Here is a 25,634-nt window from a genome sequence, read left to right as displayed (position 1 = left end):
TGATGTGCTAAAGAAACTTATAAGTTTGTGGGTGCATGGGTAGCTTGTTTTTTAAATTGTCAACTCGTTCAAGACTTCTAGCTGTTATTATGACGGTAAGCACGTTTGCCATCGTTATGACAGCGACGTTGATGTTGTGCATTTCGATCCAGCATGCAAAAGAGAATTATATTACCGAAGCTAAAACACTTGCGCGTGTTATTGCTGATCAAAATGTGGGGGCATTTGCCAGTGAAAGTTTGCAAGTGCTTTTTCAAGATCCAACCATTATGCGCTCGTGTGTGATTGGCGATAATGGACGTGTATATGCAAGTTATTTTAATCCTAAAATCGTAAGGCAAACCTGCCCGATAGGCATGGTTCCTAAAATTATAGTCACTGATAATTTTATTCAGATTTATGAATTAATGACCCTTAATAATGAAACGGTGGGGATGCTCTTCGTTGAAAAGAGTTTAGAGCCGTTACAACGTTATTTTTTCAAGCAAATCGAACTGGTAATTGCTGTTATTTTTAACGTGTTATTTGTTTCGTATATGCTGGCACTGTGGTTCCAAAAAACAATCTCCAAGCCTATCCATTCAATGGTTCAAACCGCAGAACGCATTTCTGAAACCAGTGATTTAACGATTCGAGCTGAAAAGCCACCTGGTACGCGTTCGGATGATGATATCTCAATCCTGGTTGATAGTTTTAATACCATGGTGAGCAAGGTAGAGGAACGGGATACAGCGTTGAAAGAAAGGACCCAGGAACTGCTCCAGGCTAAAATTACCGCAGAAGAATCGAATAAATCAAAATCAGAATTTTTGGCAAATATGAGTCATGAGCTCAGAACGCCTTTGAATGCTATTATTAATTTTTCTGAAATTATTAAAAACGAGATGATGGGGCCATTGACCAATGAAAAATATCTTGAATATGCCATGGATATTAATATATCGGGGAAACATTTATTGAATCTTATCAATGACATATTAGACCTTTCAAAAGCCGAAGCCGGCAGTATCGATATCACCGAAGAGCATGTGAGTGTTCCAGATGTGATTATGCGCTGTATCAAGTTGGTGGCGGACAGGGCTTTTAAAGGTAGAGTTAAAATCACGACAGAATTTCAGCCTAAATTGCCACTTTTATTTGTTGACCCCCTGCGATTTAAGCAAATCATTATTAACCTGCTAACCAATGCTGTTAAATTTACTCCAGAAGGTGGTGAGGTGAATATCCAGATCAAAGTTGAAATTGAAAATTCCGGCAAAGTTGAAATGGGCATTGTGATTAGAGATACCGGTATTGGTATGAGTAAGGAAGATGTATCCAAAGCATTACGGCGTTTTGGGCAGGTTGAATCAGGGATGGCTAAACGCTATGATGGCAGTGGCTTAGGGTTACCGCTGACGATTATGCTGCTTGAAATGCATCAAGGTAAGCTTGTGATCGAAAGTACGCCAGGATTGGGAACAACGGTGATGGCTAAATTTCCAGAACACCGTATCTTCTATCCGCAATACGCAAGTTGAAAAAGAGTGAACGATGGATAAAAAAATGTACCGTGCCATTGGTTTGATGAGTGGGACTTCTATGGATGGAGTTGATGTCGCGTTGATTGAAACCGATGGGGTGTCTGTTTCTAAATGTAACCCTGGTATCGTTCTTCCGTACGAGTATGAATTAAGAAGCCGGTTGCGTGCCCTAATCAAGAATCCCATGCAGGAAGATGTTTTGTTTTTGGAAGATGTTGTTACACGCTATCACATTAAAGCGATTAACGTCCTTTTAGAATCGGCCAAATTAACATGCCAAGATATTGACGTTATCGGCTTTCCAGGACAGACAATTATTCACCGTCCTCAAGAATGCTTAACCTGGCAAATGGGGAATGCGGCTAAGATCTATCAAGCTCATAAAATCCCTGTCATCGCAGATTTTAGACGAAGTGATATGGCTGCGGGAGGCCAGGGGGCTCCACTGGTTCCGGTCTACCATGCAGCCTTGTGTCGGGATCTTAAAGAAAAAACAGTCGCAGTCGTTAATATTGGTGGGGTTGCCAATGTGACGTATATTGATCGCAGCGATGAGGACGGGGTTATCCTTGCGTTTGATACCGGTCCTGGAAATGCCCATATTGATGATATCATGTTTAAACATACGGGGCAGACGTATGACCATTTTGGTGAAACGGCTGCCAAAGGGCGCATTCATCAACCGATTCTGGATCAATTATTGCAGCATGCTTATTTTAGTCAGACTTATCCTAAGTCGCTTGATCGGCATACCTTTGATGCAGAATCCTTGGTGGATGGTTTGCCTTTTCAGGATGCTGTAGCCACGATGACTGCATTTACTGCGCATGCTATCTGCAAGGCACAGGAGCTCATGCCAAAGGTTCCCCAACGGTGGTTGATCTGCGGGGGCGGGCGTTTAAATGAAACGATTCTTAAACACATGCGGCAACTATTAGGTCATCCAGTCGATCCTTGTGAAAAAGTGGCGTGGGATGGTGATGGTCTTGAGGCTCAGGCCTTCGGTTATTTGGCGGTGCGATGCTTATTGGGCTTGCCGATTACCTTTGAGAAAACGACTGGTGCGCAGACTCCAGTGACCAGTGCTGCTTATTATGGAACATGCGGCCTGTAAAATGAAGTGCAACACCTTATGATGTTTGTTGTTCAAACAGATAGTCAAAAGGATGTTGCATATGAAAAGATAGATGCATTTTCTGTACAGCTGAGCAAATCGATGGTCATCTTAAGCATTGTCAACCCGAACTAATATCCATGGTCACGAAACCAATTACCACTGGATTGATCATGGCTCCAAACAAAAAGAAAGCGTCTGGAACTTCCGGGGGGATGTAATGCTAAAAAATAGGTGGAAAAAACCATTTTTGATACGAGCCTAACTAAGATTCTAGGTGTATGCGCGAGAAGTTAATAGCCCATACCCTTATCATTCTTAATAATCAACCCTTAAACTACTGGCAATTGCCTGCGTCTGCGATCACGTTTCACCGGCTTTTCTTTGGGTGAATCTTCCTGCTTAGACAACAAATATTCCAGAATGGTTTTATTCATCTCATTCATCCGTTCACGGAAAAAATGGTCGGCTCCAGCGATCACATGATATTCGATATCCGAATCACCATTACGCCGTTGTTTGACCAGTTTATCAACCAGTTTAGCCACATATTCTTCATCCACGACGCTGTCAGCATCGCCTTGAACAATAAGGCCTGGGGAAGGGCACGGCGATAAAAAGGAGAAATCATATTTATGTGCCGGAGGCGAAATAGAAACAAATCCTTCAATTTCAGGGCGTCGCATCAGTAATTGCATCGCAATCCAGGCACCAAAGGAAAATCCACTTACCCAGTAAGAACCTGCATCAGGTGTTTCATTTTGTAACCAATCAAGTGCAGCAGCTGCATCGGCCAATTCACCGACACCCTCATCATATTTACCCTGAGAGCGGCCTACACCTCTAAAGTTAAAGCGAAGGACCGAATAACCTGCATTGGCAAATTGATGGTAGAGGTTATAGGCTACTTTATTATTCATGGTTCCGCCATGCTGCGGATGCGGGTGTAGAACAACTGCGGCAGGCGCTCTTTTAATTGACGATTGATGGTAGCGTCCTTCAAGACGACCCTCAGGTCCTGGAATAATAACCTCAGCCATGTTTATTTCCTTCACTCACGCGTTTAAACTGATAAAAACCCAACCAATTGTCAAAAATCCGTAACATATTCCCCTCATGCTGTCAAGGAAGGGATTCTGTAACTTATAATTCTTGACTATTTTGCTTGGTTATTATAAAAATATATCTGGACCCAGCGAAAAACATCAATAACAGCTTTGTTTCCAAAACCGTGCAAGGCAGACTAATGTACGGATTTTTATTCAAAAGTCAAAGTTTTTCATTGCAAAGGTATTTATGTTTAAACGCATTGTCGAAGATATTAACTCTATTTATCACCGGGATCCGGCTGCGCGGTCGCGGCTTGAGGTGATACTTTGCTATCCCGGGTTCCATGCTGTGTTCTTTCATCGCGTGGCTCATCGCTTGTGGAAATGGAAACTGCTTTTGTTAGCCAGGTTGCTGGCTCATGTGTCGCGAATGTTTACGGGGATTGAAATTCATCCAGGTGCGGTATTGGGGCGTCATATTTTTATCGATCATGGTATGGGAGTGGTGATTGGTGAAACCTCAAAAGTAGGTGATGATGTTACTATCTATCATGGAGTTACATTAGGTGGTACTTCTGCAGTCGCAGAAAAAGGGTCTTTGCGCCATCCGCAGGTAGGAAATCATGTGGTGATTGGGGCTGGTGCCAAATGTTTAGGACCCATCCATATCGGTTCAGGAGCAAGAATAGGTGCTAACGCCGTTGTTGTTAAGGATGTCGCTGATGGTATGGCCATGGTGGGTATCCCCGCCAAGCCAGTCGAAAAATGCAAACCCGCGAATGATGAAGAGGATAAGCTTGATGCTTATGGTTTGATTCACGGATCGATGGGGGATCCATCGCAGCAATTGCTGGATAATGTTAAAAAAGAAATAGCGCTGTTATGTCAACGGCTCGAAGAACTGGAAGCATACCGATCTATCGAGCATTCCGTATCAAAAGACAGCGGGAAGAATCAATAGGGCTTTTATGAGACTGACAACACGTGGACGTTATGCGGTTATGGCAATGGTTGATTTGACCAAGAATGGTCTAAGTGGCCAGCCTATTACCTTAGCGGATATTGCAGTGCGTCAAGAAATTCAAATTTCCTACCTTGAGCAGATATTTGCCCAATTACGTAGGCACGATCTTGTTTTATCTACCCGAGGACCTGGTGGAGGCTATCGCTTGAACCGCGAACCCCATCTCATTTCGATATCCGACATTATGTGTGCTGTGGAAGAGGAAATTGCCATGGTACGCTGTGAATCCAAGGGAGATGGTTGTTTGCAGGAAAAAGCCAAATGCCTGACTCATGATTTATGGGAAGCGCTTGGCAATCAGATTTACCGATATCTAAAGATGGTTAGTTTGGAAGATGTGTGCAAACGAAGGATCGATCCATTTGGTAGCCTTGATTCGCCACAAACAATTCAAGGTATCAATCACGACAGACACGTATCATTAGTGCCTGATTTTCATGAGGAAGCAACCCATGGCTGATTTGAGTAAAGCAATCTATTTAGATGCGAATGCTACATTAGCTCCCTTACCGGAAGTCGTGGATGCCGTGGTTGAGCATTTGCGCAGACCGCTCAATCCGTCGTCTATTCATCAATATGGGGCGTATGCCAAGTATGTGATAGAAGAAGCCCGTTCGCAGGTAGGCCAATATCTTGGGGCTCAAGGGGCGCATGTGGTGTTTACCTCCTGCGGTACGGAAGCTAATAATCTGGCCTTAAGAGGTTTAGGTCAAGCAACCCATGTGTTTGCTTCGGCTATTGAGCATACATCGGTTCTACAGCCTGCCCAACATACAGGAGCAAAAACGATTATTCCTGTTTTAGAAACAGGAGTGATTAACGTTGAAGCGTTGGAGGACGCGTTGGCTACATCAGATGCACCGATTAAATTGGTTTCGGTGATGCTTGCCAATAATGAAACAGGTGTGATACAGCCATTGACGGATGTCGTGGATATTGCCAGAAAATATAATGCGTTTGTGCATACAGATGCCAGCCAAGCGGTAGGCAAAATCGATGTAGATTTAGAGGTTCTTGGCGTTGATATGATGACCTTGTCGGGACATAAAATGGGGGCAACGCAAGGGGTAGCTGCGCTGGTTTTCCAAAAATCTGTGCCGTTACATGCCATTCAATGGGGGGGTGGCCAGGAAATGCGTTTTCGTGCCGGCACTGAAAATGTTGCTGCTATTAGAGGCTTTGGTGTGGCATGCAGCCATCTCGTTAGAACGACAGCGTTATTTCAAAATTTGGCAAGTTTGAGAGACCAGCTTGAAGTGGGTATTGCCGAGATTTCTAAAGAATCCAGAGTGTTTGGCCAGCACCGATGGCGTTTACCTAACACGAGCTGCTTAACGATGCCGGGTGTTAAACATGAAACCCAGTTAATCCATTTTGATTTGGCTAATATTGCGGTAAGCAGTGGAGCTGCGTGTTCATCAGGAAAAGTAGACGTTTCGCCGGTATTGTTGGCGATGGGGATATCAAAAGAAATTGCACAGACAGCACTACGAATTAGCCTAACGCCGGCTTCTTGCCGTGAAGACATCGAAACATTCATCACCGCCTGGCGTCAATTGTATCACATGCAGTTGACTAAACGCCACCTGGCGGAGGTGAGAGCAAACCAAGAATTAAAACAACATGCGTAAAGCATAGGAGGATATATGTCAGTTAACCAGGATTCAGCCGCGATCATCAATCGAGCGTCGTCGTTGTCACTGCCCATTTATATGGATTATCAGGCAACAACGCCGATGGATCCGCGTGTTTTTGAAGCGATGAAACCCTTCTTCTTAGAAAAATTTGGTAATTCAGGTTCACGTAGCCATGCTTTTGGGTGGGAAGCTGAATCCGCGGAAGATCAAGCGCGTACATTCGTGGCATCGGTAGTTGGCGCTAATGAAAAAGAAATTATTTTTACTTCAGGCGCTACCGAATCCAATAATTTGGCAATTAAAGGCGTTGCCCATTTTTATGGGGACAAAAAGAACCATATTATTACGGTAGTCACCGAACATAAATGCGTTCTTGATACATGTAGGCATTTAGAGCAGGAAGGATTTGAAGTTACCTATCTGCCGGTACAAAAAGATGGTTTGATCAACGTGGAAGCCTTACGAGCAGCTATTAAAGAAAACACAGTGTTGATTTCGATTATGGCAGTGAATAACGAAATTGGCGTGATTCAGCCTTTGAAAGACATTGGTGCATTGTGCCGTGAGAAAGGTGTATTCTTCCATACGGATGCAGCCCAGGCATTTGGCAAAATTCCGCTGGATGTAGAGGCCATGAACATTGATTTAATGAGTATTTCTGCTCATAAAATGTATGGACCCAAAGGGATTGGTGCTCTGTATGTAAGGCGTCGCCCGCGTGTGCGCTTAACACCTCTTATTAATGGTGGCGGCCAAGAACGCGGCATGCGTTCGGGAACCTTGCCTACGCCTTTGATTGTGGGATTTGGAGAGGCCGCGCGCATTGCTAAAGAAGAGATGACCATGGAAGCGGCTCGCCTGTATCAATTACAGATGAAACTGTATCACGGCATCGTTGACCATATTCCAGATGTGTTTGCTAATGGCGACTTAACACAACGCATACCTGGCAACCTAAATCTTAGTTTTGCCTATATAGAAGGTGAGTCAATGATTATGGCCATTAAAGATCTGGCCGTTTCATCTGGTTCTGCTTGCACTTCAGCCAGTCTTGAGCCATCTTATGTGCTAAGGGCTCTTGGCTTAAGTGATGAAATGGCGCATACATCGATTCGATTTGGCTTGGGACGTTTTACCACGGAGGAACAAATTGATTATGCGATTAAAGTGGTGCGTGGTTCGGTTGAGAGGCTGCGTGAACTGAGTCCGTTGTGGGAAATGGTTCAAGAAGGTATTGATCTCAGTAAAATTGAATGGGCTGCCCATTAGGAAAGATAAGACTGGAATCTAAAAACTAAAAACAAGCATTAAGGAGACACACATGGCCTACAGTAAAGCACTTGAAGATCATTACGAACATCCCAGAAATGTGGGATCACTTGATAAAACACAGAAGAATGTTGGCACCGGCTTAGTTGGAGCACCTGCTTGTGGCGATGTGATGAAGCTGCAAATTGAAGTCGATAATAATGGTATTATTACGGATGCCAAATTTAAAACATTTGGTTGTGGTTCGGCAATCGCGTCCAGTTCACTGGCAACCGAAATGATCAAAGGCAAAACCATTGAACAGGCTTCACAATTGAAAAATACCGATATTGTTGAAGCGCTTGATTTGCCACCGGTAAAGATCCATTGTTCAATGCTGGCGGAAGACGCGGTCAAAGCTGCGTTACAGGATTTCAAAAATAAACAGGATGCGTAACCATGCGGCAAATCATGACTATCACCGAAGCGGCAGCCAAACAGGTGCAAAACCTGATTGATTCACGCGGCAAACCTACCTATGGGGTACGTGTTGGCGTGGATAAGGGTGGCTGTTCTGGACTTAGTTATAAATTAGAATTTGTTGACGAAAAACAATCGTTTGATGAAGAGGTAACCTACCAGTTTTCTAATGAAGAAAGTGCGATCCATGTATTGATAGATCCCAAGGCTGTTATGTATTTAATTGGCACGCAGATGGATTATGTTGAAGAGCAAATGAAGTCGGGCTTTACCTTTAAAAATCCTAATGAAAAGGCGAGGTGCGGTTGTGGTGAATCATTCAGTGTTTAATCAGCAAGAAATCTGTTGGAATTGTCGAAGATCCTTGACAGCAGAGGCAGCTCAATGTTCACAGTGCAAGATCTTTATCGATCCGCAGGCTTGTTCTTATTTTGAATTATTAGATGTTCCTGAAACCTTTGATGTTGATAGTCAGGTCCTTGAAAAACATTATCTAGAGATTCAGCAGCGAGTTCATCCCGACCAATTTGCTAACCGCTCCGCCTCTGATAAAGAGCGTTCGCTTGATTACATTACGCATGTCAATGATGCTTATTTCATCCTTTCTTCTCCCATCAAACGTGCGATCCATTTACTGAATCGTTTTGGCGTATGGATGGATAATGATGAATTGGCAATCAGCAAAAATCCGGCGTTATTAATGGAAGTCATGGAATTACGGGAAGCCGTTGCAGAAGCAAAGGATTTTGCAGGCCTCAATCAATTAATCATTGATTTAAAACAGAAAGAAAAAAAATTAGAACAGGCATTACACGACGCATTCTCCAGTAAAAACTGGGCTGAAGCAGCCAAGGAGACTCTTACGCTTCAATATATCAGTAAGATTGTCAAGGATGCCAGGCAGCAATTGATAAAACACATGTCATAGGGGAAATCATGCAGCCCATACAGATTCAGGAACCTAAAACAACGTTACTCAATCACGAGTCTGCACGGCCTCTAAACGCGGTCGGGATAGATCTTGGCACGACCCACTCGTTGGTTGCTTACGTTGATTCTCAAGGTAACCCGGTTGCTATTGCCGATGATCAAGGTCGTGTGACGTTACCTTCGGTCGTATCGTATGAACATGCCAATATCCCTCATGTTGGCTATGAAGCAAAAGAACAACTTTATCACCGTAAGAGCCATGTTGTTGCCTCCATTAAGCGCTTAATGGGAAAGGGTATTAAAGATATCCCCGCTATTGGCGGCCATTTGCCTTATAAAATAGATGAAGACGATTCGCATACGAAAGAGTCGGTGGTGAGGCTTCAGGTTGGCGATAAAAAAGTAACGCCGATTGAAGTGTCGTCGGTGATTTTGGCTAGTCTCAAAGAGCGGGCTGAAAAACATTTAGGCCATGAAGTGACGCAGGCCGTTATTACGGTGCCGGCTTATTTTGATGATGCGGCACGTGTGGCTACAAAAGATGCTGCCCGCTTGGCCGGAATTGAGGTGTTGAGGTTGCTTAGTGAGCCTACGTCCGCTGCTGTTGCTTATGGTTTAGACCAGCAGGAAGAGGGGCTTTATGCGGTGTATGATTTAGGTGGGGGTACGTTTGATTTTTCCCTGCTCCACTTGCAAAAAGGCGTATTTAAAGTGATTGCCACGGCTGGGGATACGGTGTTGGGTGGCGATGATTTTGATCACCAGATTGTTGAATATTTGCTTCAATCCATTCATGTAAGTCACGTTCCGTCTGATGAAACTATCCGCTATCTGATGGCCATTGCCCGTGATGCTAAAGAGCAACTTTCGCACCATGTAGATACGGTTGTGCAATTTAATTATGCCGGGCAATCGTATGAGGTTGTTCTCAGCAAGGCATTATTTGAAAGGCTCATTGCGCCGCTGGTTGAGAAAACACTGCATCTTGTGCGGGTGGTATTGATTGAGCAGGAATTGGATATAAGTGATATCCATCGTGTCGTACTCGTGGGTGGATCTACCTATGTTCCCCTTGTTAGGGAGAGTGTATCGCGGATGTTTGCCCAAGAACCTTTATCCAGTTTGCATCCTGAGCAGGTGGTAGCATTTGGCGCGGCCATTCAAGCGCACGCATTAACGGTAGGTGGTTCAACTCTGTTACTGGATGTATTGCCACTATCCCTGGGGATAGAAACCATGGGAGGACTCGTCGAAAAACTTATTTTTCGCAATAGCCCGATACCTGCATCAAAATCGCAGGTATTTACTACCTATCAGGATGGCCAGTCCACTCTTAAAATTAAAGTGGTCCAAGGTGAACGGGAAAAAGCTGCCAATTGCAGGTCACTTGCCGAATTCACCTTACGGGGCATTCCGCCGATGCACGCCGGAAAAGCCAGGGTAACGATTTCATTCCAGGTAGATGCCGATGCGTTGCTGACGGTTCGCGCCAGGGAAGAAATGACAGGGATTGAACAAGTGGTAGAAGTGAAGCCAACGTATGGTCTGACTGAACAGGAAATCATTGCCATTTTGAAAGAGTCATTTGCTCACAATGAGCAGGACCATCGGCAGCGATTGCTGATTGAATCAAGGCTTGAGGCCAGGCAGACCATTGATGAAGTAGAACAATGGCTTGGATTATTAAAGAACCGTTTATCAGTTCAGCAGTATGAACACGTTGAAGAATATAGACAATGCCTTCAACAAACCTTGGAAAGCGAAAATCGTGATCTGATTGTGCAAACAAAAAATGCATTAAAAGCGTTAGTTGAGCAATTGGTTGGTGGGACACACCCTGCTTAAGTCTAGCAAAACAGTTAAAACTAAAGCAAGAGCCATAAGCACCTAATATACCCCTGCTGGGTTCTAGGACCGAGCGGGCTGAGGACGATGTCATGGTGTGGTGACGCAGAATAATCATGATAGATCAATGTATTGCTTGTTGGGCACGAGTGCTTACAGCGGCCTTTGGATTTTCCATCAGGTTCTGGGGATTCTTCAAGTTAATTCATAATAAAATATTATTTTTTATTTACAATTAGAATAAAAACACTAAAATTGATGGCATAATTTATTTTGAGTAGATAAAGGAAGCTCTGTTATGCCATTACTTATTGAGATCATTTACAGTAATCCATCTCGTAACACAGATGCAGTGAAGCCATTGGATGCGGTCAAAGAAGAGCTGAACAATAGGACGTATAACCTCAATCAATTCGTGACGCATGACAACCTATCTGCCCCGTATTTCATCCATTGTGTTAAAAGCGGCAACGTTGATCTGGTTCGGTATTTCCTTGAAAAGCTAAAAGCGCAGGAACTTACGTTTAATAAAGAAATTGTTTTGCGACATAAAGACTTGGATGACACGATTCAGTACTGGTCTGCACTTGATTTCGCAAAGGAGGCAAATAACCAACCGCTTGAAACATTACTTCTTCAGTATAACGTTAGGAGCGGAGGAAATATTATTCAAGACACCCATGATCCCATAACGACATTATGTGTTCAACGATCGATTTCAAAACTCAATGTGCTATACCCTGAATATATTAATAATAGCCAGGTTCTATTTGGTAATTTTAAACTATGGGTAAAAGATTACGCACCAGATATTGCTGACATGGTCGAAGCATATAGTGATCCTGAGCATTTAAATCAGGAATTCCTCGTACATTACCAAATGAAATTGCATGAAGGACTGGCTTTAATCTTATCGCTGGTGTATGACCCCATGTATCGTTCAGCTTGTGATATTGAGCTGATTAATGCCCTTGAAAATGCTGAACAACCTGCCGAAACCTATCGTCATCAGATCATTCATTCCCGCTTGGAATTACTTGCTGCTGGCATAAGGGAAAAAAGAGGATATTGCGCTTCAGGCCAATTTAATAACTTCTTTGCTTCCCTCAATATCAAGTGCTCTCCCTTGATTTTCATTGCTTCTAGCAAAGACCAACTGGAAGAGCCATTACGTGAAGGAGTCAAACGGGCTCTTATTAACCAATTCTGGCTATGTTCGTATGAACAACAATTACAGATCCTCGATTATGTCTATAAGTCAATCGAGGGAGAACAAAGTGAAGTAGGAGCTCAAAATCTTTATGAGACGATGACCACCAAAGCTATAGCATCCTTCAGTAGAGAAATGGAAACCTACTGCACGCCAGATATGCAAGCGTACCTCGTCCTTGGCAAGGACAACATTGCGCCTGAAGATAATGTTAAGCAGCGCTGGCAAGAATATTGCTGTAAACTGGCAGACCCTAGGCACAGCAAAACCCCATTTATGCCGCTAAGCGACATACTTGATAATTTTATAGGAAGGCTCACTCCCTTAATGGATTTGCATCAAGTATTATATACATCTCTTGAGGGTGTTACCGATATCAACACTCATTTCGAACGTTTGTGTAATGAGGCCATCTTAAGAATACAAGAGGGTATAAGTAAGGGCATGTTTCTTCAATCAAAAGAGGCTGCTATTCTCATAGAATTCTTTAACAAACTAAACGAATCTGATCGGCATTCCATATTGAAAAACGTTATTTTAAATTCACAGAAACATGCCACTATTGGCTATGATCCAAAAACGGGAACATCGTGGATAAAAACCCAACCGCTTATGTTGGCATTGCATCTCCATTGTCTTGAAAAACCAGAATCAGCCTTATTGCAAACTCTGAGTGATAGCTCACCAGAGTACTGGCACATGGCAGCAGATGCCATGGCCCTTGAAATCTCTAAATATCATTCTTTTAAAACATTAGAACAATTGGCAGGCGATTCTCAAAACGCCTTTATCGTGGCACTTTTGTCTGACAATCAGTTCACACTGCAAGAGCCTCTCATTAAACTGCTTATCAAGTACCTGATTGACAAAAATCAATGTGTATTGCTTTCTAATACGATTCAATCAATCAAGAATGCAAACAACGAAAAAACTAGTCATATAATAGATTTTATTGTCCATCAAGGCCTCACGCTGACAATCCAGCAAAATAAAATAGATATAATGGACGTATTGATAACGCATGATATACCTCTTGATGTACCAAGCAACTTAAGTAACAGTACGCCATTAATTGCAGCAATACAAAGTAAAAATATTGGAATGATCCGTTGTCTTGTTAATTCCAAAAAGGAAATAGGAGTAAATGCCTTGATTGGTGGTTTCACACCTATATTTTTTGCTGTTTCAACCGATAATCGCGATGTAGTTAATCTGGTAATACAAGCAAATGCTGATGTAAATTATCAGTTGAGTGAGGATGGATATTCGCCACTTATAGTCGCATGTATTAATAGCTGTTTTAATGCCGTTGAAATCCTTCTGGAGCATAGAGATTTAGCAGTTAATGCAAAAGCTAAATTGGGCTATACCGCCTTGCATTATGCTGCATTTTTTAATCGGTGCAACATAATCGATATGCTTGTTGCTGCTGGTGCTGATGCGCAGATTCAAAATGTTGCGGGTAAAACACCTTTATGCCTGGCACAGATGCGAGGACATTATGAAGCTGCTGTTTATTTGGCGGTAGTCGCAGAAGATATAAAAGCAATTAATCTTTGTAGAAATAGGCCAATAAATTTCAATATAAATAGGAGACTTGAAGGTTGTGGTATGACTCCTCTGATAGTCGCATGTAAATATAACCGTAATAAAATTGCACGAAAATTAATTAAACTAGGATGTGATCTAGACGAGAAGGATTCATGGGGAAATACGGCCGTTCATTACGCAGCAATGAATAATCGTAACTCGGTTCTTCAAAGGCTTGCAAACGCAGGAGCTAATATGGCGACTAAAAATGGTCAAGATACAACGCCCTCAGGTTTGGCGCTTTCGTATGGACATTATGAAGCTGCTGCTTATTTAGCTGTATTCGAAAATAATGCTCATCTAATAAAGGAATATAATATATTAAAAGAAACTGGACTCTTAGACATAAATTTAAATAAAATTTTAGAAAGTTATGGTATGACTCCTCTGATGGTAGCATGTATGCATAGCTGTGATAATGCTGCACAAACATTAATTGAATTAGGATATGATCTAGAAGAACGAGATTCAGTGGGAGATAGGGCTGTTCATTACGCAGCTAGATATTCCAAGAACCCTGCAATAATGGGATCATTAATTTACAAGGGAGCGCAACTAGCTGATATCGATAGCGAAGGTTTTACTCCATTAATGCGTGCGGTTATCGCGCAACATGCTGGTGTCGTTAATTGTTTAATAAATGCTAAAAATTTAAATAAAGATATTGGGTTAGATCTGCGAGATTTCGAGGGTAATACGGCCGTCAACTGGGCTGTATTGCAAAATAATTATGACATAATCAATTCATTGGTAAACGCAGGAGCTAATTTAAGCATCATAAATGGTAGCAGAGAAAGCCCACTTATGAGGGCAATTAAGTATGGTCGACCTAAGGTAGCTATGTTAATTCTGGGACAAAAAGGGGATATCGGCATCAATTTGCAAGATTCTGGAGGTTATACCGCCATGGATTATGCCATCAAAATAGAAGATTTTGACTTATGTGAGCAGTTGCTTGCTAAGGGGGCTCGTTTAAATACTTGTACATCCATAGGTAACAAAACTCCGCTTATACGTGCTTTAAAAAAGGGAAATGATCGTATCGCTCAATTACTCCTTGAATCAAAGAATGATGACCTGGCTATAGGCCAATATGATGTCCGTGGAAACAGGGCAATAGACTACGTTAAACCTGGAAGTTATCTCGAACAACTTCTTTTAAGCAAATCTAACGTAGCAGACAGAGGGAGGGGTGGATGATCAGGTTTTGTTTGACAGAATAGTATGGCAAAGTGAAGCATCATGCTTAGTGGTTGAGTGGTCTGTATATGGCTGTGCAACAGAGTGATCTATCCGGATTATTCTGCGCCTGTGCCACTGCATAATTCTGCCATCCTCAGCCCGCTTGGATTGGGTTGCCGACCCGATCATGGTTAGGGGCTATGGGCTATGCGCCCTTCAGATGGGCGATCAATAAATGGCAGATGAAGTTCAAATCGGCTAATGTCGATGGGTAGCAGCTGCTCCAAGTGGCTTGTAGGGATGCGGGAAGGTGAGGGCTCTTATATCGCGACTTGTCTGTAACCACCCTCCGTGATATAGTGCCGGTTTACATATGATCAAGGAGTTATTATGCCCAGAATTACCTTTGTCCTTAAAGACGGAATAGAAAAAACCATTGATGCTCCAGTTGGGCTCTCTGTTTTAGAAGTAGCACATCAACACCATATCGATTTGGAAGGTGCGTGTGAAGGCTCGCTGGCATGCTCTACTTGCCACGTTGTGGTTGATGAAAAATGGTATGATAAATTAGATACCGCATCAGACGAAGAAGAAGATATGCTTGACCTCGCGTTTGGGTTGACTCATACTTCTAGACTAGGGTGTCAAATTCGTTTGACTGATGCACTTGATGGAATGAAAGTTTTCTTACCCTCGGCGACACGCAATATGATGGTGGGAAACAAAGAGGAATAAATATAAAAATACTATAGGTAGCGGAGTAATCGTATGACCAAGAAAAAAAAATGCGTTCGGAAATATGTTGGGATTGGGGTAGCTGTACTTGGGATCGCGGCTTTAGCGGGTTATTCGGTGTTTTGGTACCAAAAAGCAGTTGATGTCCGTAAAAATACAGAACAGATGTTGGCACAGATTTTATTGCCAAGTGGCAAAGGTGGACAAAAGCAGCCCTTGATTACGTATGGCAACGTGTCTTTAAGAGGTTACCCTTTTTATGTCACGCTTGTTTTTGATAAGCCGGTCATTCATCTGCCGACGTTAGGATACGAAATCAATTCGGAATTTTCTGAAGTAAGATCGAGTACATCAATTTTCAAGCCCAAATCATTCAGCCTTGAATTCTCCAAAGAGGCCAATGTTGCCTATGTGAAAACAAATGCTGATGGGAAAAAGGAAACGGTACTTGAGCTTGTTAAGCTATTTGAAGATAAACCACAAGTAAGCGTGGTGTGGGGCAAAAACTATCCTCAGGATATCTTATTTCAGGATAAAGGAAATTCAATCCAGGTTAAAGGTCATGAGGGTGTTATCTTTACTCAAGGACCAACAAATTTACATTTAACTGCATCCGATGAAAAAGATAATCAGATTAATCTGGCATTGGCTGTAAATTCTGGTCCTACCTATATCAATACGGCGATGAAAGAAGAAATGGTGCCCGCCTTATTGAGATCGTATTTCCATACCCTTTCTAAAACAGGACCTAATACGCTGGAAGTTGATGTTAAATCGACTCTTCCTGCCGAATTTAGTAAAGTGAAAGGGATTCCGCTGATTACCATTGATGTGAATAAAATAGCCCTGGAATCGGCAAACTTAAATTTAAATATCAATGGAAGTGTGCGTACGGTTGCTAATGAATTATTTCCTGTTGGACAATTTAATATCAACGTTAAAAACTTTCCTTTGTTGATTGAAATTGCTGGAGATAATCTGGCGATGGTTCGTACATTTGCAGGTGAAAATAAAGATGCTAATGGTCAGATACAACCAGTGACGGTTAACGCCGAAGAGCTGGCGAAATATGATTTGCTAGCACGCCGCCTGGTGAGTACCGATGGTCAGCCCATTTCTGGCGTGGATTTATCACTTGAAATCAAACGCGAGCCGATGAAGCAAACGGTGATTAATGGCAAAACTATTCCACAGACCATCACTATTTTTGAAGAAGTATTTGGTAAGACAACGCCTGAGACACCTCAATCTACTCCTGCGACAACAACAACTGCGCCTCCTGCGAAGGATTCATCGGCTAAACCTGGTGAAAAACCAAAAGCAGCTGCCCCGGTTCAGGTACAGCCCAAAAAGCCTGAAGAGCAATCTAAGCCTCAGGCACAAGTGTCTAAAACTCCGGCTCCAGCAGCTTCAGCATCGGTTCCGTTGACTATGACACCTGCATCTTCGGCCGTTCCCAATAGTGTCGCTATTGCTATTGAGCCCAAGGAAGGAGCTATCTAACGATGCGAAGCAGATATTCCTGGCAGTCTTTCACATGGTTGCTATCTGTGTGTATCGCCCTGTTTTTCGTTGCAACCGTTGATGCTGATGACCTGTTTAAAGTCAAAGATATAAAAATTGCTGCAGATGGTGTCAGTGCTACTCAGGCGCGGGAAACAGCGATTGCGGATGGGCAGGTTCAAGCCTTTAAAACGGTGGCTGAAAGATTGATCCCGCCTAGCAAAGCAGCAGCAATGCAAATAGATGCGATTGAGATTAATCGCTTGGTGCAGAGTATGGAAGTTCAAAACGAGCATATTTCTGCATCGCATTATGAAGCTGTTATGCAGATCAGTTTCAACCCTGTGCAAGCACGGCAATTGTTAGAGCAAAAAAATCTAATTGATTCTAAAAGTGCCAAGGAAAAAATCGATGGCAATCATCAGCTTTTTGCGATATCGGTATCATCTCCTGCGCAATGGGTAAAAATTCGTGGACAGTTAAAGGAAATCACCAGCATTAAGCAATTAAATGTCAAGGAAATCACCATACAGCAAGTGGTCGTCGATATGAATTATAAAGGAACCTTTGACGCATTTGGTATTGCCTTACAACAAAAAGGGTTCATGCTAACGCCGAGACGGGGAATTCCGCTCTTACAGTTTGTTAATTAGTGTATAGGGATATGACAACCATTCTTCAAACCTTACGGCTGCGCGAAAAATTGGCAATGTGGTTGGTTATTGCAGTCTTGCTGGGTTTATTTGTTTTTTTAATCAAAGGGATTTTATTGCCCTTTGTTGTGGCCGCTATTATTGCTTATTTTCTTGATCCGGCAGCGGATAGGTTAGAATTATGGGGCGTGTCTCGATCATTGGCTACCTTTATTCTCTGTTTTAGTTTTTTCCTGATTGTGGTGACTTTGGTGGCATTGTTAATGCCCATTTTTTCTGATCAGTTTTTGGCCTTTATCCATAAAATGCCAGAATATTCGATGTATATTGAAACCAGATGGATGCCCAAAGTTTATGATGTGATTGAGCATTTAGATCCAGGTGCTGTAGAAAAAGGAAAAGAAATTCTCGGTGATGCTTCATCCAGTATCTTGCGTTATGTGGCTCAAATGATGGGCGATTTGTGGAATTCTGGTCTAGCTGTTGTGAACGTGTTATCGCTTTTATTCATCACGCCAGTGGTTGCGTTTTACCTGTTAAAAGACTGGGATAAGTTTATCGAACATATCAATCATTTACTGCCGCTTGAATATGCGGAAACCATTCGCCAGCAATGCAAAGAAATCGATAAGACCATTTCAGCCTATATTCGGGGGCAAACCAATGTGTGCCTTTTTCTGGCCGTATTTTATGGCATCGGCCTTACAGCGGTAGGCTTGCAGTTTGGTTTATTTATTGGAATGGCAACGGGGATACTGACGTTTATTCCTTATGTAGGATTATTATTTGGTTTTGTGGTTGGGATGATTGTCGGTGGTTTCCAGTTTTGGGGGGATTGGACGCATTTAGGTATGGTGGTTGCCGTGTTTGCCGTTGGGCAAATAGTGGAGGGCAATATTGTCACTCCACGACTGGTGGGTAAAAAAGTAGGGCTTCATCCGCTGTGGATTGTGTTTGGGTTACTGTCTGGTGGAGCTATCTTTGGATTTATTGGTATATTGATTGCGGTGCCGGTAACGGCTGTGATCGGCGTATTGATTCGGTTTTCTGTCGATCGTTATCGTCACAGTGTGCTGTATTTAGGAAAGCGCGTGGTGGTCTGTGAAGAAACCATGGAGTCTTTTTAAGGTAAATTACATGCAGCAAATGGTGCTTGATCTTGAGCTTCAACCTTCCTATTGCGAAGCAGATTACCATGTAAGCCCCGCGCATGAGTTATCATATCAACATGTAATGCAAACCAGCCAATGGCTGGCACATGCTTTGTTGGTCTGTGGCTCTGAAGGTTCAGGAAAAACCCATTTAGCGCATATCTGGGCCAACAAATATTGCGCAACATTTCTGAACTTAACCAATCTATCTCCAGAAGGGCTGAATAATCTTTTGCGGATTATCCCTGTACCTTATGTGGTGGTCGATGGCATTGAGCGTGCCGATGAGCTTTTATTATTTCATACATTTAATACCATCAAAGAATTAGGTGGAAAATTATTAATGACCACTCAAGTTGATCCCTACTACTGGCAATGGCATATCAATGATGTGTCGTCTCGGATTAAGGCTTGTGAAATTATGAAATTACACGAACCTGACGAACAAACATTGAGCGTGATTATGTATAAATATGCATCGGATCACCAACTGATCGTGTCTTCGGAGGTCGTTTCCTTTATTTTAAAACATGGGGAACGCAGCTACGGTTATATAAACCGACTGATGCGTGCGTTGGATAAAAACTCTATGCAGCATAAGCGGCCTGTCACTTTGTTTTTGGTGAAGCAGGTAATAGAAACTGGGTTTTTCTTAAGTTTATCGTAGGTTTCATATAAACTATATAATTTATACGTTATACTTAAAAAAGGAAGAATGGGTAATTGTGGTAGTCATGCAATAAGTTTTGTGCTGGATCCCCACAACTCCGTCACTCTCACTTTTTTAAGCACACAACAGATGCTTCGCTGCTTCCAGCGTATTTTGTAACAGGCACGCAATTGTCATCGGACCAACACCCCCAGGTACGGGAGTGATGGCACCGGCAATAGCGGCTACTTCATCATAGTCAACATCGCCAACCAGTTTGGTTTTACCATCGCTTGTCGTGATGCGGTTGATACCCACATCAATAACGGTTGCACCTGGTTTAACCCAGGATGCTTTCACAAAATGAGGTTTACCTAACGCAGCCACGACAATATCGCCCTGACGCACGATCTCTTCGAGATTTTTGGTTTTAGAATGGGTGATGGTCACGGTACAATGCGCTTGCAATAATAATTGGGCAATAGGTTTGCCCACGATATTGGAACGGCCAATCACCACGGCATGGAGACCATCGAGGGAAGGATGGATTTGCCGCAACAGGATCATTGAACCTTTGGGAGTGCACGGTACTAAGCCTTTTTGTCCGGTCATGAGTTTGCCACTATTGACAACATGGAATCCGTCGACGTCTTTGTCGGGATGAATGGCTTCAATCACGGCAGCTTCTTCAATATGCTTAGGCAACGGAAGCTGGACCAGAATACCGTGTATTTTAGGATCATTATTGAGGGTTTCAACGAGTTTTAACAATTCAGCCTGTGAGGTTGATTCTGGCAGTTCAAAGGAAAATGATTCCATCCCCACTTCCTTGGTTTGCACGCATTTGTTTTTTACATAAACCTGACTGGCAGGATTCATGCCTACCAGAACAACGGCAAGCCCAGGTGCGAAGCCATGTTCGTTTTTAAATTGGGCAACATCGATTGCTAATTGATCGCGGAGGGATTGGGCAACTTTTTTGCCATCAATAATCGTAGTCATAGGGATACCTTATTAAATAACAGTCACGCCTTTGGTGGTGGAATATTCAAAGTGCAGTGCTTGATTAGGATTGACGATAGCATAAGCCGCGTGACAGGCCATGGCAGCTTCGGCAAAACCCGAGAGGATCAGTTTAAGCTTGCCTGGATAACGGGCAATGTCACCTACCGCAAATACGTTGGTGGTAGATGTCTGCATGGTTTCAGGGTTTACCAGGATATGATTATACTCAAGATTTAACCCCCAATGGGTAATGGGGCCTAATTCCATCGCCAAACCAAAGAAGGGTAATAATATATCGGCTTCCAGCCATTTTTCCTGACCGTCAAGTGTGGCAATTCCCACTTGTTTAAGTTGGCCCTTATCACCTTTCAGTCCCGATAATTGGTAGGGGATTTCTAAGGTAATAGCCCCTTGTTCGGCTAGCTTATGTAAACGGTCAACGCTTTCAGGTGCTGCTTTAAATTTAGGGCGGCGATGAATAACGGTTACCGATTTGGCAACTTCCTGCAAGGAGATAGCCCAATCAACGGCTGAGTCACCACCACCGGCAATCACCACATGTTTATCACGAAAATGTTCGCGTCGTTGCACCAGATAGAAAACGGACTTGCCCTCATACAGTTCAATCCCTTCCAGGGGGGGGCGGTTTGGACCGAATGCACCGCAGCCTGCAGCAATGATGACGGCTTTGGCCGCAATCATAGTGCCAATGGAGGTGGTTAGCACAAATCCTCCATCAGCGTGTTCTAGGCCGGTAACCTGTTGGCCCAAATGATACACCGGATGAAAAGGGGATGCTTGTTTTTCTAAATTATCGATGAGTTCCTGCGCTAAAATCGACGGGCAGGCAGGAATATCATAAATCGGTTTTTCGGGATAAAGGGCGGTACATTGTCCGCCGACCATGTCAAGCGTATCAATGACGTGGCATTTCATTTTGAGCATGCCTGCCTGGAAAATCGAAAATAATCCTACGGGCCCTGCACCGATAATGGCTATGTCTGTTAAATGGTGTTTCATAACATGTTCTAATTGAGTAGTGGTCACAGTTTATAGGAAAGGGGAGAGAGGTCAAGGACAACGTTGGTAGAATTGCAGTTGTCGTTGCCGATCGACTTAATTAACGGGCTAATATGCTGAGGGCGACAGCTTCGGCAATTTTAATTCCATCAACGCCTGCTGAAAGAATACCCCCTGCATAACCAGCTCCTTCTCCTGCTGGAAACAAACCCTTTGTGTTCAAGCTCTGAAAAGTTTCATCACGTTTAATGCGTATGGGGGAGGAGGTGCGGGTTTCTACGCCTGTCAGTACGGCATCATCCATATCGAAGCCACGTATCTGAGTGCCAAAAGCAGGAAGCGCCTCGCGGATGGCAGCAATCGCGTAATTGGGTAGGCACGAGGACAGATCCGTTGGGGTGAGCCCAGGTTTATAGGAAGGAATGACGCTGCCAAGTGACGTGGATGGAATTCCTTTAATAAAATCTCCTACACGTTGTGCGGGGGCTTTATACGAGCTGCCGCCTGCTATGAAGGCCGCTGATTCCCATTTTCGCTGGAAGGCGATACCAGCCAGGGGCCCACCTGGGTAATCATCGGGAGTGATGCCCACCACAATGCCGGCATTGGCATTGCGTTCAGCACGCGAATATTGACTCATGCCGTTGGTAACCACGCGTCCTTCTTCAGAGGTGGCGGCAACTACAGTGCCGCCAGGGCACATGCAGAAGCTGTACACGTCGCGCCCGTTTGTGGCGTGATGGACTAACTTGTAGTCGGCAGCACCCAGAATAGGATTGCCGGCACTTGCTCCGAAGCGCGCATTGTCAATGAGCGATTGCGGGTGTTCAATGCGGAAACCGAGTGAAAAAGGTTTTGCCTCAATATAAACACCGCGATCTTCCAGCATCTGAAACGTATCCCGTGAACTATGGCCAATGGCCAGCACGACATGATCGGAAGCAATCTGTTCGCCATTAGCTAAAATAACACCGCGAACTTGTCGTGTCCCATCATGGCTTATCGCAATGTCAAGGTCGCTGACGCGACTTTGAAAACGATATTCTCCACCAAGCGATTCAATGGTTGCGCGCATATTCTCAACCATTTTTACCAGGCGGAATGTGCCGATATGGGGGTGGGCTTCCGTCAGGATTTCTGGCGGTGCTTCTGCTTTGACAAACTCGGTCAAGACTTTGCGGCCTAGATGCCGTGGATCTTTGATCTGGCTGTAAAGTTTTCCGTCGGAAAATGTACCTGCACCGCCTTCGCCGTATTGCACGTTGGATTCGGGATCAAGCACCGATTGCCGCCATAATTTCCAGGTGTCTTTGGTGCGTTCGCGCACCACTTTGCCGCGTTCAAGTATAATAGGTCGAAAGCCCATCTGCGCCAGCAATAAAGCCGCAAATAATCCACAAGGGCCTGCACCTATCACCAGGGGGCGTGTTGAAAGTGTCTCAGGGGCTTTAGCGATAAAGCGGTAATCAATGTCGGGAGTCGGTTTTACGTGGATGTCTCTGGCAAAGCGTTTCAACACATTTGCTTCATCTTGGACTTCTACATCCAATGAATAAATCAGCATAATAGCAGATTTTTTGCGTGCATCGTGTGCACGGCGAAAAACAGTGCAGGAAATAAGATCGTGGGGGGCAATGCCCAGACGTGCAATCGCCGCATCGGTGATTGCTTCTGCGGAATGGTTAAGTGGAAGTTTGATTTCGGTCAGTCGGAGCATGGAATACTTATAAAGTCGGTCATTGAACAGAATGTTATGTATCAATAGGTTGATGGCACCATAGTTGACGATGTTCAGCAGATAAAGTCAAGTGGGTATTTGTGAAATGCTACGACAAAAGCAAGGTTTGCTAGTCTTACCTGGTTTTCTGGGTAGCGAGTCTGTTCCAGTGCCTTATAACCACGATCATCGGAGATAAGGGGCATTGATTTACGAAAATAAAGATCATGATGGTGTTGAATGGTTCGAAGTTGATCGTAGAATATTATGAATTAACAACGTCAACCCACTCATCTTCGGTAAGCACCTTCACACCCAATTCTTGGGCTTTCGTCAATTTTGACCCTGCTTCACTGCCAGCGACCACAAAATCGGTTTTAGCCGATACGGCGCTGGCGACTTTAGCGCCTAAGGCTTCGGCGCGGGCTTTGGCTTCCTGGCGGGTCATGGTGGTGAGGGTGCCGGTGAGGACGATGGTTTTACCGGCTAAAGGGGAATTGCCCTGGATTTGGTTTTCGTCTTCAATGGTAAGAAGCGCGCCTAATTGGGCAATGAGGCTAATGTGCTTTTTATTTTTAAAGAACAGGGTTAATGAATCGACCACTTTAGGGCCGATACCATCGATAGAGAGTAAATCATCAGCGCCTTGTCCGTGAACAAGTTCCTGCATGGCTTCAAACCAGCGATTAAAGGAGCCATAATGGCGGGCGATCAGTTTAGCCCCTTTTTCGCCCACAAAGCGGATACCCAGGGCATACATAAAACGGTGAAGCTTGATGGTGGTGCGATCCTGGATGGCCTTGAAGAGATTATCAGCTGATTTCTCGCCCCAGCCTTCCCAGGTTCTAAGCGGTGTTTCGCTGGTGGTATCACGCTGTTGCAGGGTAAAGATGTCGGCAGGGCTGTGAATCAGTCCTGCTTCAAAAAAGGCAGTGATTTGTTTTTCGCCCAGCCCTTCAATATCAAAAGCATCGCGGGAAACAAAATGCCTGAGCTGCTCCAGTAACTGAGCCGGGCACGAAATGCCACCACTACAGCGAGTAGCCGCTTCGCCTTCTTCGCGGATGGCTTCTGCGTGGCAGATGGGGCAGTGCTTAGGAAGGTGGAAATGCGTTGTACCGACAGGTCGTTTATGAAGATCAACGCGGACCACCTGGGGAATGACATCGCCCGCACGTTGGATGGTGACGGTATCGCCAATGCGGACATCCTTGCGGTTGATCTCATCCTGGTTATGCAAGGTCGCGCGTGACACCACGACACCGCCTACGGTAATGGGTTTAAGCACCGCGACCGGGGTGAGTACACCGGTTCTTCCCACCTGGACGATGATATCTTCGAGGATGGTTTGCGCTTGTTCGGCGGGGAATTTATGGGCGATAGCAAAGCGGGGAGCCCGGGTTGAATGGCCTAAGCGTGCCTGTAAATCAAGGCGGTTGACCTTATAGACCAGGCCGTCAATATCATAATCAAGCGCAGAGCGCTGCTCACCTAAATCTTGATAGAAGGCTAACATCTCCTCAAGGCTAGTACAGAGGCGGTTTAAGGGATTTACGCAAAAGCCAGCCTGTTGCAGTTGAAGGATCATATCGCTTTGAGTGGTAAAGCTAATGCCTTCATAATCCCCCACTGCATAAACAAAATAGCGAAGCTGGCGTTTAGCGGTTACGGCAGAATCAAGTTGTCGCAAGGAACCCGCAGCTGCATTGCGTGGGTTAGCAAAGGGATCTTTGCCTTCGCGCTCCTGGCGTTGGTTAAGGAGGAGGAAGTCGTGATGCGACATATACACTTCTCCGCGTACTTCCAGCCTATGGGGGATAGATGGCGTTTTAGTGTTAAGATGGTGCGGAAAGGAGACTACATGTTTAAGGTTGGCGGTGATGTCTTCGCCCACTTCACCATCGCCACGGGTAGCACCCTGGACGAATTTTCCGTTAAGGAAGGTGGCAGAAAACGACAATCCGTCAATTTTGGGCTCGCAGAGTATATCAACGTGATCGTGGCTAGCAAGACCGAGGAATTTACGCACACGCTCTAAGAATTTGGCGATATCGTCTTCATTAAAACCATTATCAAGGGAAAGCATGGGTTTTTTGTGGGTGACGGGGGCAAAGGTGCTATCCGCGGTAAATCCAACCGGGAGTGCAGGAACCGTAATGCCTTCTTTCATTAGGAGATCGGCGAGGGATTCATATAAGCCCCTGAGCTGGTCATAGAGGCTGTCGCTGATAAGGGGGGCGTTATCCCGCTCGTAGTATTGGTGGTGTTGGCTAATGGTGTCAAACAAGGGGGGGATAAGTGATCCGGCTGATTGGGCCAGTTCCTTGGGAGGCGTTTGGGATAAGGATTCCAGGATGGAGGTAATTTCT

Annotated in this window: 21 protein-coding genes; 16 read left to right on the top strand and 5 right to left on the bottom strand. The window is 44.2% G+C overall.

Translation table 11 applies throughout. The features are described 5' to 3' along the window. Positions 1-89 precede the first annotated feature (89 nt). Together IPP74_02130 and IPP74_02125 are read left to right on the top strand one after the other, a co-directional pair. Positions 90-1,520: a HAMP domain-containing histidine kinase gene (locus IPP74_02130; GenBank protein MBL0318093.1), complete on the top strand. Its 1,431-nt coding sequence runs from the start codon at positions 90-92 to the stop codon at positions 1,518-1,520. Positions 1,521-1,533: 13 nt separating this feature from the next. Beyond that, on the top strand, positions 1,534-2,637 hold the full coding sequence (locus IPP74_02125; GenBank protein MBL0318092.1) for an anhydro-N-acetylmuramic acid kinase: 1,104 nt from the start codon (positions 1,534-1,536) through the stop codon (positions 2,635-2,637). 332 nt (positions 2,638-2,969) lie between these two features. On the opposite strand, the gene IPP74_02120 is transcribed toward IPP74_02125, so the two are convergent. Continuing rightward, positions 2,970-3,677: an alpha/beta hydrolase gene (locus IPP74_02120; GenBank protein MBL0318091.1), complete on the bottom strand. Its 708-nt coding sequence runs from the start codon at positions 3,675-3,677 to the stop codon at positions 2,970-2,972. A 256-nt stretch (positions 3,678-3,933) separates the two neighbouring features. Between IPP74_02120 and cysE the strand changes: the two genes are divergently transcribed. The 14 genes from cysE (at position 3,934) to IPP74_02050 (ending at position 19,541) form a co-directional block, all read left to right on the top strand. Next, positions 3,934-4,647: a serine O-acetyltransferase gene (cysE, locus tag IPP74_02115; protein ID MBL0318090.1), complete on the top strand. Its 714-nt coding sequence runs from the start codon at positions 3,934-3,936 to the stop codon at positions 4,645-4,647. A gap of 7 nt (positions 4,648-4,654) precedes the next feature. Next, entirely contained in the window at positions 4,655-5,170 is a 516-nt protein-coding gene (locus IPP74_02110) for an Rrf2 family transcriptional regulator (protein MBL0318089.1), read from the top strand. Then, positions 5,163-6,341 (top strand): cysteine desulfurase, encoded by a 1,179-nt coding sequence (locus IPP74_02105; GenBank protein ID MBL0318088.1) that lies wholly within the window; start codon positions 5,163-5,165, stop codon positions 6,339-6,341. The genes IPP74_02110 and IPP74_02105 overlap by 8 nt, the downstream gene beginning before the upstream one ends. 42 nt (positions 6,342-6,383) lie before the next feature. Further along, the gene (iscS, locus tag IPP74_02100) at positions 6,384-7,616 is read left to right on the top strand and encodes an IscS subfamily cysteine desulfurase (GenBank protein ID MBL0318087.1); all 1,233 of its coding nucleotides are present in this window, start codon (positions 6,384-6,386) and stop codon (positions 7,614-7,616) included. Between the two features lie 52 nt (positions 7,617-7,668). Continuing rightward, on the top strand, positions 7,669-8,052 hold the full coding sequence (iscU, locus tag IPP74_02095) for a Fe-S cluster assembly scaffold IscU (protein ID MBL0318086.1): 384 nt from the start codon (positions 7,669-7,671) through the stop codon (positions 8,050-8,052). A 2-nt stretch (positions 8,053-8,054) separates the two neighbouring features. Next, positions 8,055-8,405, top strand: a complete 351-nt coding sequence (locus tag IPP74_02090; GenBank protein MBL0318085.1) for an iron-sulfur cluster assembly accessory protein — start codon at positions 8,055-8,057, stop codon at positions 8,403-8,405. Continuing rightward, positions 8,383-9,003 (top strand): Fe-S protein assembly co-chaperone HscB, encoded by a 621-nt coding sequence (gene hscB, locus IPP74_02085; GenBank protein MBL0318084.1) that lies wholly within the window; start codon positions 8,383-8,385, stop codon positions 9,001-9,003. The genes IPP74_02090 and hscB overlap by 23 nt, the downstream gene beginning before the upstream one ends. Before the next feature lie 8 nt (positions 9,004-9,011). Then, positions 9,012-10,850, top strand: a complete 1,839-nt coding sequence (gene hscA, locus IPP74_02080) for a Fe-S protein assembly chaperone HscA (GenBank protein MBL0318083.1) — start codon at positions 9,012-9,014, stop codon at positions 10,848-10,850. A 298-nt stretch (positions 10,851-11,148) separates the two neighbouring features. Further along, positions 11,149-14,850, top strand: coding sequence for an ankyrin repeat domain-containing protein (locus IPP74_02075; GenBank protein MBL0318082.1), 3,702 nt, complete (start codon positions 11,149-11,151; stop codon positions 14,848-14,850). A 372-nt stretch (positions 14,851-15,222) separates the two neighbouring features. Then, positions 15,223-15,567: a ferredoxin family 2Fe-2S iron-sulfur cluster binding protein gene (locus IPP74_02070; protein ID MBL0318081.1), complete on the top strand. Its 345-nt coding sequence runs from the start codon at positions 15,223-15,225 to the stop codon at positions 15,565-15,567. A 33-nt stretch (positions 15,568-15,600) separates the two neighbouring features. Further along, positions 15,601-17,070: a DUF2125 domain-containing protein gene (locus IPP74_02065; GenBank protein MBL0318080.1), complete on the top strand. Its 1,470-nt coding sequence runs from the start codon at positions 15,601-15,603 to the stop codon at positions 17,068-17,070. 2 nt (positions 17,071-17,072) lie between these two features. Continuing rightward, on the top strand, positions 17,073-17,723 hold the full coding sequence (locus IPP74_02060) for a hypothetical protein (protein ID MBL0318079.1): 651 nt from the start codon (positions 17,073-17,075) through the stop codon (positions 17,721-17,723). Positions 17,724-17,734: 11 nt separating this feature from the next. After that, positions 17,735-18,850: an AI-2E family transporter gene (locus tag IPP74_02055; protein MBL0318078.1), complete on the top strand. Its 1,116-nt coding sequence runs from the start codon at positions 17,735-17,737 to the stop codon at positions 18,848-18,850. Between the two features lie 10 nt (positions 18,851-18,860). After that, complete coding sequence (locus IPP74_02050) at positions 18,861-19,541, top strand: hypothetical protein (GenBank protein ID MBL0318077.1); 681 nt, start codon at positions 18,861-18,863, stop codon at positions 19,539-19,541. 117 nt (positions 19,542-19,658) lie between these two features. Here IPP74_02050 and folD read toward each other — a convergent pair whose 3' ends face one another. The 4 genes from folD to ligA all read right to left on the bottom strand — a co-directional run bounded on the left by folD (position 19,659) and on the right by ligA (position 25,621). Continuing rightward, complete coding sequence (folD, locus tag IPP74_02045; GenBank protein MBL0318076.1) at positions 19,659-20,525, bottom strand: bifunctional methylenetetrahydrofolate dehydrogenase/methenyltetrahydrofolate cyclohydrolase FolD; 867 nt, start codon at positions 20,523-20,525, stop codon at positions 19,659-19,661. Positions 20,526-20,537: 12 nt separating this feature from the next. After that, positions 20,538-21,548, bottom strand: coding sequence for an NAD(P)/FAD-dependent oxidoreductase (locus IPP74_02040; GenBank protein MBL0318075.1), 1,011 nt, complete (start codon positions 21,546-21,548; stop codon positions 20,538-20,540). Between the two features lie 100 nt (positions 21,549-21,648). Next, a complete protein-coding gene (locus tag IPP74_02035; protein ID MBL0318074.1) occupies positions 21,649-23,265 on the bottom strand; it encodes an NAD(P)/FAD-dependent oxidoreductase in 1,617 nt (538 codons plus the stop codon). 265 nt (positions 23,266-23,530) lie between these two features. Beyond that, entirely contained in the window at positions 23,531-25,621 is a 2,091-nt protein-coding gene (ligA, locus tag IPP74_02030; protein MBL0318073.1) for an NAD-dependent DNA ligase LigA, read from the bottom strand. Positions 25,622-25,634 lie beyond the last annotated feature (13 nt).

It is taken from the genome of Alphaproteobacteria bacterium (assembly GCA_016722515.1).
Taxonomy (GTDB): Bacteria; Pseudomonadota; Alphaproteobacteria; order Rickettsiales; family JADKJE01; genus JADKJE01.
Note: the sequence above shows the minus strand (reverse complement) of the source record. Positions and strands in the feature narration are given on the sequence as shown.